This window comes from Mycobacterium sp. 29Ha, from assembly GCF_032883055.1.
Lineage (GTDB): Bacteria > Actinomycetota > Actinomycetes > Mycobacteriales > Mycobacteriaceae > Mycobacterium > Mycobacterium gallinarum.
Genome location: NZ_JAMQTI010000012.1, coordinates 162749 through 177780 on the forward strand (window position 1 = coordinate 162749; position 15032 = coordinate 177780).

The 15032-nt window shown below is 65.1% G+C and carries 17 protein-coding genes; 4 read left to right on the forward strand and 13 right to left on the reverse strand.

Annotation, left to right across the window (positions count from 1 at the left end; genetic code table 11):
• Window positions 1-3 precede the first annotated feature (3 nt).
• The 8 genes from M1248_RS17450 to M1248_RS17485 form a co-directional block, all read right to left on the reverse strand.
• Complete coding sequence (locus M1248_RS17450; RefSeq protein WP_317149189.1) at window positions 4-849, reverse strand: mycofactocin-coupled SDR family oxidoreductase; 846 nt, start codon at window positions 847-849, stop codon at window positions 4-6.
• A gap of 64 nt (window positions 850-913) precedes the next feature.
• Window positions 914-1831: an acyl-CoA thioesterase gene (locus M1248_RS17455; protein ID WP_317149190.1), complete on the reverse strand. Its 918-nt coding sequence runs from the start codon at window positions 1829-1831 to the stop codon at window positions 914-916.
• Window positions 1832-1877: 46 nt separating this feature from the next.
• Window positions 1878-2183, reverse strand: a complete 306-nt coding sequence (locus M1248_RS17460) for a VOC family protein (RefSeq protein WP_163724843.1) — start codon at window positions 2181-2183, stop codon at window positions 1878-1880.
• A 51-nt stretch (window positions 2184-2234) separates the two neighbouring features.
• Entirely contained in the window at window positions 2235-4526 is a 2292-nt protein-coding gene (locus tag M1248_RS17465; RefSeq protein ID WP_317149191.1) for an ATP-binding cassette domain-containing protein, read from the reverse strand.
• Window positions 4527-4534: 8 nt separating this feature from the next.
• Window positions 4535-5455: a phosphatidate cytidylyltransferase gene (locus M1248_RS17470; protein ID WP_317149192.1), complete on the reverse strand. Its 921-nt coding sequence runs from the start codon at window positions 5453-5455 to the stop codon at window positions 4535-4537.
• A 1-nt stretch (window position 5456) separates the two neighbouring features.
• Complete coding sequence (locus M1248_RS17475) at window positions 5457-5786, reverse strand: hypothetical protein (RefSeq protein WP_317149193.1); 330 nt, start codon at window positions 5784-5786, stop codon at window positions 5457-5459.
• Window positions 5783-6181 carry a hypothetical protein gene (locus M1248_RS17480; RefSeq protein ID WP_317149194.1) on the reverse strand — a complete coding sequence of 133 codons (399 nt, stop codon included), beginning with the start codon at window positions 6179-6181 and terminating at the stop codon, window positions 5783-5785. The genes M1248_RS17475 and M1248_RS17480 overlap by 4 nt, the downstream gene beginning before the upstream one ends.
• Window positions 6182-6465: 284 nt before the next feature.
• Entirely contained in the window at window positions 6466-7623 is a 1158-nt protein-coding gene (locus M1248_RS17485) for an LLM class flavin-dependent oxidoreductase (RefSeq protein WP_317149195.1), read from the reverse strand.
• Between the two features lie 97 nt (window positions 7624-7720).
• On the opposite strand from M1248_RS17485, the gene M1248_RS17490 reads away from it, so the two are divergent.
• The 3 genes from M1248_RS17490 to M1248_RS17500 all read left to right on the forward strand — a co-directional run bounded on the left by M1248_RS17490 (window position 7721) and on the right by M1248_RS17500 (window position 9370).
• Complete coding sequence (locus M1248_RS17490) at window positions 7721-8182, forward strand: OsmC family protein (protein ID WP_317149196.1); 462 nt, start codon at window positions 7721-7723, stop codon at window positions 8180-8182.
• An 82-nt stretch (window positions 8183-8264) separates the two neighbouring features.
• Window positions 8265-8846 (forward strand): hypothetical protein, encoded by a 582-nt coding sequence (locus tag M1248_RS17495; RefSeq protein ID WP_163724859.1) that lies wholly within the window; start codon window positions 8265-8267, stop codon window positions 8844-8846.
• The gene (locus tag M1248_RS17500) at window positions 8843-9370 is read left to right on the forward strand and encodes a hypothetical protein (protein WP_317149197.1); all 528 of its coding nucleotides are present in this window, start codon (window positions 8843-8845) and stop codon (window positions 9368-9370) included. Before M1248_RS17495 ends, M1248_RS17500 begins: the two co-directional genes overlap by 4 nt.
• A 61-nt stretch (window positions 9371-9431) precedes the next feature.
• Here the strand turns inward: M1248_RS17500 and M1248_RS17505 are convergent, their stop codons facing one another.
• The 5 genes from M1248_RS17505 to M1248_RS17525 form a co-directional block, all read right to left on the reverse strand.
• Window positions 9432-9605 (reverse strand): CsbD family protein, encoded by a 174-nt coding sequence (locus tag M1248_RS17505; RefSeq protein WP_163724865.1) that lies wholly within the window; start codon window positions 9603-9605, stop codon window positions 9432-9434.
• 120 nt (window positions 9606-9725) lie between these two features.
• Window positions 9726-10886 (reverse strand): PP2C family protein-serine/threonine phosphatase, encoded by a 1161-nt coding sequence (locus M1248_RS17510; protein ID WP_317149198.1) that lies wholly within the window; start codon window positions 10884-10886, stop codon window positions 9726-9728.
• Window positions 10883-11683 (reverse strand): alpha/beta hydrolase, encoded by an 801-nt coding sequence (locus tag M1248_RS17515; RefSeq protein WP_317149199.1) that lies wholly within the window; start codon window positions 11681-11683, stop codon window positions 10883-10885. The genes M1248_RS17510 and M1248_RS17515 overlap by 4 nt, the downstream gene beginning before the upstream one ends.
• A 60-nt stretch (window positions 11684-11743) precedes the next feature.
• Window positions 11744-12049, reverse strand: a complete 306-nt coding sequence (locus tag M1248_RS17520; RefSeq protein WP_317149200.1) for a hypothetical protein — start codon at window positions 12047-12049, stop codon at window positions 11744-11746.
• Window positions 12050-12134: 85 nt separating this feature from the next.
• Window positions 12135-12707: a TetR/AcrR family transcriptional regulator gene (locus M1248_RS17525; protein ID WP_317149201.1), complete on the reverse strand. Its 573-nt coding sequence runs from the start codon at window positions 12705-12707 to the stop codon at window positions 12135-12137.
• A gap of 93 nt (window positions 12708-12800) precedes the next feature.
• Between M1248_RS17525 and M1248_RS17530 the strand changes: the two genes are divergently transcribed.
• Window positions 12801-15026, forward strand: coding sequence for an acyl-CoA dehydrogenase (locus tag M1248_RS17530; RefSeq protein ID WP_317149202.1), 2226 nt, complete (start codon window positions 12801-12803; stop codon window positions 15024-15026).
• Window positions 15027-15032: the final 6 nt, after the last annotated feature.

Here is a 15032-nt window from a genome sequence, read left to right on the forward strand (position 1 = left end):
GCCTCAGAACTTCGCGGTCGCTCCCGCGTCGATCGGGAGCGCCGCGCCGGTGATGTACTTGGCCTCATCCGAGGCCAGGAACAGCACCGCGTTGCTGACCGCACGTGCCTCGAAGTACGGCACCGGCAGCATGTGGAAAGTTCCGATGATCTCGCCCGCGTCGGCCATGGTCGGCTCGGCGAGGTCAGGCCGCAGTGTGCGATGGAACTGCTCGTTGTCGATCATCGGTGTCCGGACGTTTCCAGGATGGATTGAGTTCACCCGAATCCATTGCGGGGCAAGTTCGTTGGCGAGCGAATTCATCAAGCCGACGACTGCGTGCTTGGCCGACGCGTAGTGAGCCATGTAGCCGCCACCGCGAAGTCCCAACATCGAACTCACCAGGATGATCGATCCGCCCCGGCCGTCGGACATGTGCGGGACCGCCACCTTGACCGTGTGCCAGACCCCGGTGATGTTGATGTCGAGCATCGTCTGCCAGGCGGCTTCCTCGATCATCGCGGCGGGCGCGGGGCTGCCGCTGATCCCCGCGTTGGCGATGACGATGTCCGGCCGGCCAAGCTCGTCGATCCCTTGCTGCAGCGCGACTCCCAGCGCCTCGACGTTCCTGACGTCGGCCTTCGCGGTGACGATGCGGCGGTCCAACTTCTCGACCAGCGCGGCTGTTTCGTCCAGGTCAGCTTCGGTGGCCAAGGGGTAAGGGGCGCCGTCGATGTCGGTACAGGCGTCGACGGCAATGATGTCGGCGCCTTCCTCGGCCAGTCGGATCGCGTGCTCGCGGCCCTGACCGCGCGCCGCGCCCGTGATGAACGCGACCTTGCCGGCCACCCGGCCCACTGCTTTAGTCATCATCACCTTTCGTTAATTGGCCTCTACACATTCCGCTGCGATACGACCGAAGTCAACGACGGCTTCACCCGTGGGGTCGGACGAGCACTTCCTGCGCCGTGCTGGCGACCATACGTCCGGACGCATCGCGGATGCTTCCGCGGACCATCGCCCGATGCCCGCTCAGCGACACCGTTTCCTGCGTGTGGAGGTGCCATTCGTCGAAACGCACGGGACGGTGAAACCAGATGGCATGGTCCAGGCTCAGGGCCGCAAGAGATCCGTAGCCCAGGCGCTGCGGATGGTTACGAAATGCCATGTCGACGAGGAGGTAATCGCTCGCGTAGGCCAGCATCGCGTGGTGAACGGCGGGGCGGTCGCCGATGTCGCGCGGGAGCCGCATCCAATGCGATCGCGGGCCGGCTGTCTGGGCACCACCCAGAAAGGTCGGTGGCTCCGCGATCCGCATCTCCAGTGGCGGTGGCACATCGATCCACGTCGATGCGTTCTCGCGCATCTCCGTCGGCGTGTATTGAACCCAGTGTTGCAGTAGGGGTAGAGCTTCGGGCGGCGGTGAGTCGAGAGGCAGCTGGGGGAGTTCGGGTTCGACAGTATTGGTGTGGAACGAGGCGATCGCGGTGAGGACGTTGCGCCCGCCCTGCAGCACGTCGACCCGCCGGGTCGCCATGGACCGTCCGTCGCGCACCCGGTCGACCGCAACGTCCAGTGGGGCATCCGACACGCCGGATCGGACGAAGTACGCGTGCAGCGACTGCGGTACGTGGTCGGTGACGGTCTCGGCGGCGCCCAGCACGGCCTGTGCCAGGAGCTGGCCGCCGAAGACCCGACCGAACCGACCGGGCTCGTTGCCGACGCGAAACCGGTTGCCGCCCTGAGGTTCCAGGTGCAGCGCGTGTTCGAGATTGTCGAGAGCGCCGAGGACTGATTTCTCCATCGGGGTGCCCGTGCCGCGCAGCGGTCCTGTCAAGTCAGTGTCGACCATCGTCACCGGACCTCAGGCTTGTCGGGTACGCGGTAGCCGTCACGCGTCATGATCCGGACCGGGTCGACGCCGTTCCAGCGCAGTGCTGCTGGATCAGTTCGATTTGTACGGGTCCGGCTTGTGCGACGGCGACTTGGATTTGGAGCGAGCGCATTTCGTCTCCGTAGGTGGCTTGCTGCTCCAGCACCGGCAGGACGTGGAAGGGGCCGATGCCGAACGCGCTTGCCCATCTGGACGCTCCAGCGAGTACGTCGTCGACAACATGTCCGAGTTGAAAGAACCGGAAGTCGCCGTCGGGCCGAGGCTGTTCGAACAATTGGTGAGCCGGTGACGTCCCTGCATCGGCGGTCATGCTGCGGCGGCGCTCCTAGGCGTTGGGTTACGCCGTTCTGTATATCAGTCGTCATCCGGTCGGGAGGCGCAGCCTCCACCGTGCGACGCCGGCGCACAGGGCTGTCAACACACCCAGCATGACCATGTCGAAAAGCCACGTCGTTGCCGAGTGCTGCCAATGCGAGTCCTGTGCGATTCCGGCGACGAGATTGGTCAGATCCGCCGTCGACGCCGTGGCAGCAAATCCCCACCGTCCGGGCATGATTGACGCGATGGTCTCCAGTGCCGGCCGCCCCGTCACCGGGATGAAGCCGCCCGCGAACACCAGTTGCGTCACGAGCGCCGCCGCCAGCAGCATGATGACCTGATCGTTGGTTCGCGCCAGGGCCGATAGCGCCAGCCCTAGTACCGCCGCAACCACGCACGTCGCCGCGACTCCGACGAACAGCTCCAGCATGGGGATGCCCAGTGCGGCCGCATCCGACGGTCCGGGCTTGCCGATTCCGGGTGCCGTGACGACGAGAACCAAGATGGCTGACTGAATGACGGCGACCGCACCGAACACGGCGATCTTGGCGAGCAGGTACGCCGAGGCCGACAACCCGGCCGACTGCTCGCGGCGGAAGATGGCGCGCTCGCCGACCAGGTCGCGAACGGTGAGGGTCGCTCCCATCAATATTGCGGCGAAGCTGATCAATGCGATGACGTGTTTGGGCTCGAACGGCGCGGAGCCATCTGACGGCGGATGTCCGAAGCCCGCATGGCCGGTGACGGTCAGCGGCAGCAGGCCGACGATGAACGGCAACACCACGAGGAACGCCAGGTAGCCGCGGTCGGCGATCAGGAGCCGCAGTTGGCGGCGGGCGATCGTGGCGAATTGGCGCCACCTGCTGGTAGGTGCCGGTTGCGGTGCCTGCACCGCGGCGCCTGCCTCCAGTTGTGAAGCGGTGTCGTTCGTACCCGGCGGTGCCTCCTCCGGATGTTCGACCGTCGGCTCGGAGCGTTCGATGAACCGTCGCTGAGCGTCGTCGGGATCCGCGCTCACCATCGTGAAGATGTCAGCCCAATCGGTGGTTCCCATCGCCGATGCGAGCTCGGCGGGGGGACCGCAGAAGGCGGTCTTACCGCCGGGCGCCAACAGCAGCACCTGGTCACAATCCTCGAGGAACGTCAACGAATGCGTGACCACTACGACCACGCGTCCCGCATCGGCGAGGCGGCGCAGCATCGTCATCACGGCCCGGTCCAGTGCCGGATCCAGGCCCGTGGTGGGCTCGTCGAGCACCAGGAGCGACGGGCCGGTGAGCAGCTCCAAGGCGACCGACACCCGCTTGCGTTGCCCGCCGGACAGTTTGTCGATGCGGGAAGCGGCGTGGGCGCTCAACTCGAGTTCCTCGAGAATCTGGGCGATCACGCGCCGCCGATCGGCCTCGGTCGTGTCAGCGGGCATCCGCAGTTCCGCGGCGAATCCCAGCGCCTGCGCGACGGTGAGCCGCCCGTGCACGACGTCGTCCTGGGGCACCATGCCGATCCGACTGCGCAGTGACGCGTATCCGTCGTGCAGGTCGCGACTGTCGAATGACACCGAGCCGCCGCTCGGGCGGGCGGCACCGACGATCACCCGGGAGAGCGTGGACTTTCCCGAGCCCGAGGGACCGATCACCGCTGTCAACGTGCCGGGGCGGGCATCCAGCGAAATCCGTTCCAGCAGAAGGGCATCGCGTCCGACCGCGAAGCTCACATCGCGGACCTCGAGTCCGCCTGTTGTCGTGGCCGGCTGGGTGCGACGCACCAGGGAACCACCCGTGTAGACGAAGTCGACGTTGCCGATCGTCACGACGTCGTCCTCATCCAGTGTGGCGTCGGCGACCTTCTCGCCGTTGACGAATGTGCCTCTGCCATCGGTGTTCTGCAACTGCACGGCAACGCCCGTGGTGACCAACTGGGCGTGGTGAAGTGACGCCAGCACATCCGGCACGACGATGTCGTTGTCGACGGAGCGGCCGATTGTGATGGAATCCCTTGACTGAGTGGGGCTGTCGTCCGCTGGTGGCGCGGTGCCGAGCTCGAACGTCAGGGGCGGCCCGTCGGGCGCCCCGAGATGGATGGTCCGCTGATCGTCGATCTCGACGGACTGCACGCGTTGGTCCGCGACGAACATTCCGTTGAAGCTGTTGTCGTCGACCGCGACCCAGCCACCGTCGAGGTAGCGCAGGATCACATGCGAGCGGGAGATTGCCGGGTGCGGGATGCGAACGTCGGCATGGATATCCCGCCCGACGACGACGTCGTGACCCGCGGCGAACGTGCGTTGCCAGCCGCCGGAGCGGATGGTGATCGCGGGCGCTGGAGGACACATCATGAGAACGCTCATCCTAGGAAGTACGCCAACGGGAGGACGAGCAACAGCGAATCGATCCGATCGAGCAGACCGCCGAAGCCCGGCAGCCAGTCGCCGGCATCCTTGACCTTCGCCTGCCGCTTCAACATGGACTCGAGGAGGTCGCCGAAGACACCGCCGATAGAGACAGCGATCAGCAAGCCGATCGAGATGGTCCCCAGCAGCGTGAGGATGATGAACGCCCCGATGATGGCGCCGACCAAACCGCCGATCGTCTTGTTGGGGCTCAACGGGGACAGTGGGCGGCGTGCCCAGGCCATACGGCGCAAGCCCTTTCCGCCGCACCACGCGGCGACATCCGTGGCCGCGACGGCGAAGCACACGAGGAACGAATCCGGCCAGACCATCACCAGGTGAGACAGCGACCAGCAGATCCAAACCGAACCGAACGCGGTGAAAGCACTGCGCTTGGCGCCGTTCTCGACGTCGCCACCGAGCACCGACGGCAGCGCGCACAGCAGCAGAACGACAGGCGCAAGGTGCAGCAGCGACGGGCGCAGCCAGGCCGCCAACGGATAAATCACGGCCAGTGCCACCAGGACGCAGGTGTCTGCTTTCGCCAGTTGCGTCAGTCGCGAATATTCGATTACGGCGACGACGGCCAGTACGGCGGCCAGCGCGGCGGTGGTGCCCTCGCCGATCCACATGGGAAAGCCGACGATGGGGGCGATCAGTACCCAGGTGCGCCATTTTTGGACCAGCTCGGGCTTACGCGAGATGAGCACCGCGATCCCGGCCAGCGCCAGGAGCGCGGCCGTCACCCACATGAAAAACACGGCGCGGGAATAGAGATGGATGTGCAGCGGGCCGAGGTCGAGATTGAGCGGCATCCGCCGATCGAGGTGAACGAACCACAAGTACCGGTCGATGAGCGACTCAACGATCGCCATGTCAGGCCGCCTCGGCGCGCGTCAAGCGAGCGAACGGTACTACGTCGGCCATCGGCTCGACTTGCTGCGCTTTCAGTTCGCGGTGCGCGGCCCGCAGGCGCAGCACCGCCGTGATGAGCGAACCAGTCACCAGCTGCCCGAGCAAGAAAGGCATGAGGCCTGGGAAGGCGGTCGCCAACACCACGACGAGGCAGCGTTCGGTCTTTCCGAGCGGGCCACCGTTGCGTCGGGTTGCGCCCGCCCCGGCCGCGGCCAGCGATGCGAACGTGGGGAGTGTCGCGGCGATCGCGGCCAGCAGGACCAGGAGAACCGGCCAGGACTGCCAGTTCATATCTGGACCACTCTGCTGTGCGGCCCATACCGCGAGGCCGGCGAACGCCACAGATCCGCGGTGCGGTCACCGATCTCGTTGACGACGAAGCCCCAGGGCCGGCTGACGCCGCGGGCGCGGGCGACCGCACCGTCGAGGTTGGCGCCGGCAAGCCGCAGCACCATGAACACCGCCGCGAGCGGCCAGCAGCCGAACGCGACCGCGACTCCAGCCGCACCGGCCGCGACGACGCCGGCGGCGGTGAACACGTCCGGAGACATCTGTCGAGCGACGGCGGCGTTGACGGCGAATGTCAAGCGCCCGGTGAACCATGGCTTCAGCGCGTAGAGGCCAGTCGCGCGTGCTCCCCGCGGCGTCGCCTGGGCGACGGTGTGAATAGTGATGTGTGTGTTCACGGCTGGCTCCTTTCGTTTTCGTGCCGCTCTACCTACGAGTCATGGCGCCACGTCCGTGGCGCCCCTACATCACTGAGTAAAGACGGCCCGAAGGGCTACCGATCCCAAGAAACGAACCCGTCTTGAGGCCCTGTGACCAGCCGCATGAGGGCACTCTGTCAGAGTGCGGAGGGAAATTCGCCGTCCACCGGAAGCGGACACCTGTTCGATTCCGTCGACAGGCGAATGTGTGGTCCGTTGCGATACAGCAAAGGCGTTGAGCCTGGCCTGCCAACGCTGTTGATTTAGGTGGCGGGACGCGCCGCCCGTTCGGCCGCGTGGTCCTCGATCGCCTTGCCGATCGCATGCGACGCGCGGTCGACGAACTCGGTGCCGCTTGCGGCTACCCAGTCGGCCGAAGCGGAGGGTCCCTTCAGTTGGCCCGTGAAATGTGGGATCACGTATTGCGCGAAGAGGTCATAGCTCTTGAGCTTGGCAGCGGGAGGCGCCCAGTCGTGATCGAACAACAGAAATGCGCCGAATCCGCCGTCGCTCGCCTCGACGAGTTCCTCGATCTTGGCGACCGCGTCCTCGGGTGTCCCGATGACTGCGAAGCCGGACTCACGATTGTTGGCGATGATCTCCGCCGGAGTGTCGCCCTGTACAGGTCCGGCCGGGAGGATGTGGCTGAAATAGCGCGAGAATTCGGCGATTCCGTATTCGACGTCGCGTTCGGCCTGCTCGCGAGTCTCGGCGAGGTGCATCGGGCCGACGAGTCGCCATTTGGAGCGGTCGGCGACATGGCCATGGTCTGCGGCGACCTCCTCCCACGTCGACCAATGGTGGGCGAGCATGTTCATGCCTTGTCTCGCGGTCGCCGCTATCGACAGCATGCCTATCCCGTGCTTGCCCGCTCCGCGTGGGCCGGTGGGGGAGAAGGACGCTGCGACAGCGACATCGAAGCAGGGGTCGCTGTAGGGTTTCAGCTGCAGCCGGGCGTCCTGGAGCGTGAATCCGTCGGTGTCCATGGTGACGGTCTCGCCGCGCAGTAATCGCATGATCGCGTCGAGGCACTGCTCCATACGGGGTCGCTGCTCATCGGCAGGAATGCCGAGCATATGCGCGTCGGAGGTGAGCTGGCCTGGCCCGCAGCCGAGCATGACCCGGCCTCGGGTGAGATGGTCGAGCAGCACCATGCGATCCGCGAGCATCAGGGGGTTGTGGTACGGCAGCGAGCTGACGCCGGTCCCGAGCTTGATGTGCTTGGTTCGCTCGGCGGCGACGGCGATGAACACCTCCGGTGAAGCGATGATCTCGAACCCGGCGGAATGGTGCTCGCCGATCCACGCCTCGTGGAATCCAAGCTCGTCCATCGCTTGGATCAGTCTGAGGTCACGCTCGAGAGCGAGCGTCGGATTCTGTCCAGTGGGATGGAACGGCGCCATGAAGTTTCCGAATCGCATTCGGACATTCTGGACCTGGCCCCGCACCGGGTTGCAGGCGGTCTCACAAGGCGGCGAATGGTCCTGCCTGGCCCTGAGCTGGGCGATAAGGTCGGGCATGACAACACCCGAGACGGCCGAGGATCCGGCGTCGACAGAGACCACCGTCGTCGTGGAGGGGATGAACCCGAAAGCCCTCACCCAGCGGATCAGCGTGGGGGAGCACCAACTGGTTGCCGACGAGCCGCGGCCGATCGGCGAGGATGCGGGTCCGACACCCTACGATCTGCTACTCGGCGCGCTCGGCGCCTGTACTTCCATGACAGTGCGGATGTATGCCAATCGCAAGGACTGGCCGCTGGACCAAGTGCGAGTCTCGTTGCGGCACTCGCGTATTCACGCGCAAGACTGTGCAGACTGCGAAACTCGCATCGGAATGCTCGACCATATCGATCTCGGCATTGAGTTGTTCGGCGATCTCGATGACGCCCAGCGGCAACGATTGCTCCTGATCGCCGGACGCTGCCCGATTCATCAGACCCTGACCTCGGAGATCCACATCGTCACGACATTGCGCTGAGGCCAGGGCAGGGCTCCACCGCGCGAAAAATTGACGTTTCCGTCGGCGAAGGCCGGGTATCCGCCCCACAGGAGGTGGAACGATGCCCGTCTGGAGCTGGTTCTTCATCGCAGCAGGTGTTCTCATCGCGCTGACCTTGCTACTCGCCGTGGTCTTGGCCGCGACCGGTCGGAGGAGAACGAGGCGATTAAAGCAACATTTCGGTCCGGAGTATGAGCATGCCGTAGAGGATGCCGGAGATCGACGCGCCGCCGAGAACGAGCTAGTTGCGCGTGAACGAAAACGGAAGAATCTCGACATCGTCGCGTTGACTCCCGAGGCCCACCGTCGGTATTCGGAGCAGTGGGTAGAGGTTCAACGCTCGTTCGTTGACGACCCCTCGAGCGCAGTTGGCTACGCAGACCGCCTGGTGACCGAGGTCATGCGCGAACGCGGTTATCCAATAAGCGATTTCGACCAGCGCGCCTCGGATATCTCGGTCGATCACCCCGGCACGGTCGAACATTATCGCGCCGCGCACACCCTGCATCTGGCGCAGGAGAAGGCCGACATCGGCACGGAAGCGCAGCGCCAGGCCTTCGTTCACTATCGCGCGCTCTTCGAAGAGTTGCTCGGAGCAGAACGCGCAATCGAGAATGACACGCCAAAGGAGGCGACGGCATGACCACTCACGACCAGCAGAACGAAAGTGCCCCCATGCGGTCCGCTCAGCCTGAATTCTCGGAGCCTGGTAGGGAACCTGTTCCAGCACAACATGTTTCACCAGAAGCGTGGGATGACACTGGCGCATCCAACGCGCCGACCGAAGCATCGCCCCCACCCGACGAGCCATTGGTCGCTCATGAAGAGGCGTCAAGCACACCCGCCGAGTCACCTCAACCGGAGACGGTGTCACCGAGCGCTGAAGTTCAGCCGCCCTCTGACGAGTTGCTTTTTGACGCAGACACTTCCGGATTGCGGTCGCGCTGGGACGACATTCAGGCGGTGTTCGTCGACGACCCTGCGGAGTGCGTGCAAAAGGCCGACACCCTTGTGGCCGAGGTTGTCGAGCAGGTGACGGCGGGATTCTCCGAGGCCCGCTCACGACTCGAGGCGCAGTGGGCGAAAGGGGAGCAGGCGTCCACCGAAGATCTACGTCTGGCCCTGCAGCGGTATCGCGAGTTCTTCCAGCGATTGCTTGCGGCGTAATCGTCGTGCGAATGGCCCGCCGTCCATCAGGGACGGCGGGCCAGCCACGGTTTGAAGTCGGCTAGTTCTTGAACGCGTCTTTGATCTTCTCGCCGGCGTCCTTGAGGTTCGACTTGGCCTGATCGATCTTGCCCTCGTTCTCGGTGCTGCTGTCGCCGGTCACCTTCCCCAGGGCCTCCTTGGCCTTGCCGCCCGCGTTATCGATCTTGTTGCTTGCTTTGTCGCCTGCACCCATGACGTCTTCCTTCGCTTATTTACAACGGCCCGGATGAGCCTTGGCGGTGGGATACCGCTGGGAGGGGCATCTGAAACGTTTCGTCGTGATCGGGCGACGCGAGGAGTCAGGTCCGGGTGCTCAGCGCCTTGGCGGGACGCCGAGCGCCAACACGGCTGTGTCGTCCTCGACGCCTGCACCGAGACCCTCGAGTAGGCCGGACACGGATTCGACGATGTGGGATGCGGATGTCGGCGAGTGTGCTTTAGCGAAACGCAGGAGTGCACCTTCGTCGTCGTATCGTTCGCGGCCGACGCCGGTGAGGGCTTCCGTAAGCCCATCGGTGTAGAGCATGAGCGTGTCGCCGGGTACGAGGACGAATCGGCTGGCGACGAAGTGCGGCTCGGATGTGATGCCGACGGCGTGGCCGCCGATGGTGTCGACGTAGTAGGCGCCGCCGTCGGCGCCGAACAGTAGGGGTGGCGGGTGCCCGCCGCTGCCCAGGTGGACGTCGAAGCCCTCGCCGCTCATGGTCAGTTTCCCGAAGATCAGGGTGCAGAACCGGCTGAGTTCGCCACCGAGTTCCTGGCTCAGGACGGTGTTGAGGTTGTGCAGGACTTCCATCGGGTCGTCGTCGTAAACGGCCGCGGCGCGCAATGTATACCGGGTGAGACTGGTCACCACGGCGGCTTCGACGCCCTTACCCGAAACATCGCCGAGGAAGAATCCCCACGTCGTGCGCGACAGCGGGAAGAGGTCATAGAAATCGCCACCCACCTCGTCGACCGAAGCGGTGAAGTAGTACGCGGCGGCTTCCAGGCCGGCAGGTGGTGACAACACCGGCGGAAGCAATGAGCGTCGCAACGTTTCGGCGAACTTCCTGACTCGCCCCTGCTCTCTTTCGGCCTGCTGGCGGGCCTGTAGGAGATCTGCTTCGTAGGCACGGCGATCGGATGCGTCCACGATGCTGATTCGAAGAAATTGCGGCTTCCGGTAGGCATCACTCTTCACGTTCGCGGTGAGAAACATCGGGAGCCGTGCCCCGTCAACAGACACCATGTCGACCGTCACACCGTTGAGTTCGCCGCCCATGTTCAGCAGTGGCCCGAAATGAGTGTCGTACAAGATGCGTCCACTGACGGTCAGGAGATCGGTGAATAGCTTGCCGCGCAACGTATCAGGCTCGTATCCGAGCCACTTCATCAACGTGGCATTCACTTGGATCATGCGTCCGTCGGTGTCGGCGATGATCTGTCCGCTCGGAGCGTGTTGCCAAGAATCCTCGATGGAGTGATCGGTCATGTCGACCGGGCGAAAGCAGCAATCGCATCGGCGGTGGCAAGCGGGGCGCTGACATGCGGGCAGTGCCCGGTTGCGTTCAAGGTGACGATGTGACTGCCGGGGACGTGGGCATGCACGTACGCTCCCACCTCGCGCGGTGCGATGGTGTCCTGCGCGCATTCGATCACCAGTGTGGGTAGCGATATCAGCGGCAGATCGGCGCGATTGTCCGAGAGGAACGTGGCGCGGGCGAACACGCGGGCACACTCCGGGTCGGTGCGGCAGAAGGTTGCCGCAAGGTCATCCTGCAGGTCGGGGCGGTCCGGGGTGCCCATGATGACCGGCGCCATGGCCTGAGACCACCCAAGATAGTTCTGCTCCAGGGACTCCAGGAGTTCGTCGATGTCCGCAGCCGAGAAACCGCCGCGGTAATCGTCATCATCGAGGTAGCGCGGCGAGGGCGTCAGCAGGACGAGTTTGGCGAATCGGCCGGGGTCTCTGATCGTGGCCAAGACGCCGATCATCGCCGACACGGAATGGCCGACGAATACCACCTCGCGCAGATCCAGCTCGTCGAGGATCTCCAGAATGTCGGCGGCGTATCCGGCCAGAGAGGAGTACTTGTTCGCGTCCCAGGCGCTCCGATCCGAGCATCCCGAGCCGACGAGATCGATGAGTACCAAACGGAAGTCCGACCTCAGTTCGTCGACTACGTGGCGCCATAGCGTTTGATCACATCCGAAGCCGTGCGCGAACAAGATGGTCGGACCGTCATGGGCGCCGACGATATTGATGTTGTGCCGGGCGTGAACATCCACAATTCAGCTTAGAGCCTCCGGCGCACGCGGCGATCGGCGCCGGTCTATTCATCGGTCGGGCTAGCGCCGAAGGGGCGGCAACGCCAACGGCAGTCGATGGACGCGCTGTGGCTGCCGGCCCAGTCGACGCGGCGTCGAGCTGATTGTGCGACCGACTAGGTGGGCGATGTCGCGCCAGTTTCGACGGACGATCACGCCCGCGGTGAATCCGCACAAGAAGCCGACGGTGAAGTGCCGACGCGTTCTCTGCTTCTTGCGCCGCGCGATCGCCGATGCGGTATGGCCGCATACAGCAGCAGTGGCGGCGACCGCCACCAACAGAAAGATCAACTGCGGCACCATTGTGACCTCCGGGCCGTTCGTCAATGCAGGCCGCTCAGGCGATCCAATCACCGCCGGCCCGATTAGAGGATCCTCGGGCTCCATTCGTGACCAAAGCGAGGACGAACTGTTAGATCGCCAGCCCCGCGATGATCAGCCGTGTGGTGGCCTCGGCCCGCTTTCGCCCGTACCCGCGCCCCTCGGACAGAATCGGATAGACAACCGCCCCCACGATCGCGTCTGCCGCCGATGCGGCGGTCGCCTCGTCCACGGCACCTGCAAGCAGTCGCATGCGAACACTGTCCAGTAGCGGTGCGCTGAATCCCGCGCGCAGCCTGATCGCCGTGTCCTCGTGCTCCATGCAGGCCACCGTGAGGATGCGCAACATCGCCGATCCGCGCTCGGTGGTCAACGTCGCGGCCAGCCTGCCCGCCCACCGCACCAGGTCGTCGACGAGGTCATCGGTGTGCTTCACCGCGGCGATGATCTTGTCCGCATCGGCGAGCAGAACGTCGGCTACCAGGGCAGGACGGGTGGGCCACCAACGGTAGATGGTCTGCTTACCGACGCCGGCGCGGGCGGCCACGGCCTCGATGCTCGTCCCGTCGAAGCCGCGCTCGAGCAGCAACTCACGCGTTGCGGTGACGATCGCGACGCGCGACTTCTCGCTGCGGCGGCGCGGAGCTGTGACTTGGCGGACCATGTGGCGCATCCTCGGTTGCCGGTGCGTCGGACAACCCGTAGTGTGCCACAAGACGAGACGGTCCGTCTTGTTAAGAACGAAAGGCGGCGTGACGTGCCGATCGGGCTCACCCCGGAGCAGGGGCAACTGGAAGAGGCGGTCGGCCGCTTCGCGGCACGGCATGCCGCTGTGGACCAGACCCGCGGCTCGTTCGACGAGATTGCTGAAGGAACGCTGCCCAAGTGGTGGGATGATTTTGTAGCACAAGGCTTTCACGCGGTACACCTCCCCGAATCCATTGGCGGACAGGGCGGTTCGCTGGTGGATGCGGCGTGCGTCATCGAGGCCGCGGCCACCGCGCTGCTACCCGGGCCGCTGCTGCCGACAGTTGTCGCCGGCGCCATCACTCTTTCGGCCGACAGTGCGCCCGCAGCGAACACGTTGTTGAGCGATCTCGCCGCTGGGGTTGCCGCCACCGTCGTGCTACCTGAGTTCGGCGACTTGCGCGCGAACGTTGTCGACGGCGCATGGCGCGTGAGGGGATCGTCGGGCGACGTTCTCGGGCTGTGCTCGGCCGGGGCGATACTGGTGGCCGCCCGGCGTGCGGACGGCGAGACGCTGTGGTGCGTCGTCGATCCGGCTGCCGCTGAGGTGTCGGTACAGGCGCGTGGCGGCACTGACCTCACCGTCGACGTCGGCATTCTGCACCTTGATGATCTCGACGTGCCGGATACGCTGGTGCTGAACGGCATCGACGACGACGCGGCATGGGATATCGCCGTCGCACTATCGGCCTGCGCCTCAGCCGGAACGTTGCAGTGGGCGGTCGATGCGGTGACCGAGCACCTGCGGACCCGGGAACAGTTCGGCAAGCCCATCGGAACCTTTCAGGCGCTCCAGCACGAAGCGGCGATGTTGCTCGTCAACAGCGAACTGGCCTCGGCGGCAGCGTGGGACGCGGTGCGCGCCGCGGACGAAGCGCCGGAGCAACGGCAACTGGCGGCTGCCGGCGCCGCCATCATGGCGGTCGCGCCTGCTCCCGAGCTGTTGCTCGACGCGTTGACGATGTTCGGCGCGATCGGGTTCACCTGGGAGCACGACGTGCACCTGCACTGGCGACGCGTGACCAGTTTGGCTGCTTCGATGGGGCCGATCACCGGATGGTCGCGTCGCCTCGGCGAACTGAGCCGGATGCATGTTCGCGACATGTCGGTGAAGCTCGGCGACAGCGAAGCGGAATTCCGCGCGAGGATTGCCGACGTGCTGGACCGGGCGCTCGAACTGCGTAACGACAAGCCGAGTCCGCTTGGGGATTACGACCACCTGGCGACCGGGCCCCAGCGCACGCTCATCGCGGACTCCGGTTTGATGGCGCCGCATTGGCAACCCCCGTGGGGCGTGGGCGCGACGCCCCTGCAGCAGCTGATCATCGACGATGAATTCGCCAAGCGGCCCGATCTGGTACGCCCGTCGCTCAACATCGCCGAGTGGATCCTGCCGTCGCTCATCAGCTCGGGATCGGAAGAACTTCAGCAGCAACTGATTCCGCCGACACAGCGCGGTGAGTTGCTCTGGTGCCAGCTGTTCAGTGAACCCGGTGCCGGATCGGACCTCGCGGCACTGAGCACACGTGCGGTGAAGGTCGACGGCGGATGGCGCATCAACGGCCACAAGATCTGGACGTCGTCGGCGCAATACGCCGACTACGGTGCACTGCTGGCGAGAACTGACCCAGATGCCCCGAAGCACAAGGGCATCGGCTACTTCATCATCGACATGCGTGCCGAGGGTGTGGAAATCCAACCGATCAAGACGGCGGACCGTGACCCGCATTTCAACGAGGTGTTTCTCGCCGATGTCTTCGTGCCCGACCAGATGTTGCTCGGGGGACCGACGGACGGATGGAGTCTCGCGATCGCCACGATGGCCCAAGAACGTGTGGCGATCGGCGCGTACGTGCACATCGACCGCGCCGGTGCCCTGCGGCATCTCGCCGGCGAGGCCGGGCCCGATCAGGGCACGGTGCTCAGCGCGCTGGGCGAACTGGATGCCTACAGCAACGCGATCAAGGCGCTCGGCGTGCGCGAGACGATTCGGCTGCTCGACGGACAAAGCGCCGGACCCGCGTCGAGCATCGCCAAGGTGGCCACCAGCATCATGCTGCGCCGCACCTTCAAGGCCACGCTCGAGTTGGCCGGCCCCGTTGCGGTGGTCGAACAGTCGGAACCCGCGATCGTCGCACCGTACCTGCGGCTCCCCGCCGAACTGATCGGCGGCGGCACCCGCCAGATCCAGCTCAACATCATCGCCCAGATGATCATGGGTCTGCCCCGCAAGTAGGGCAGC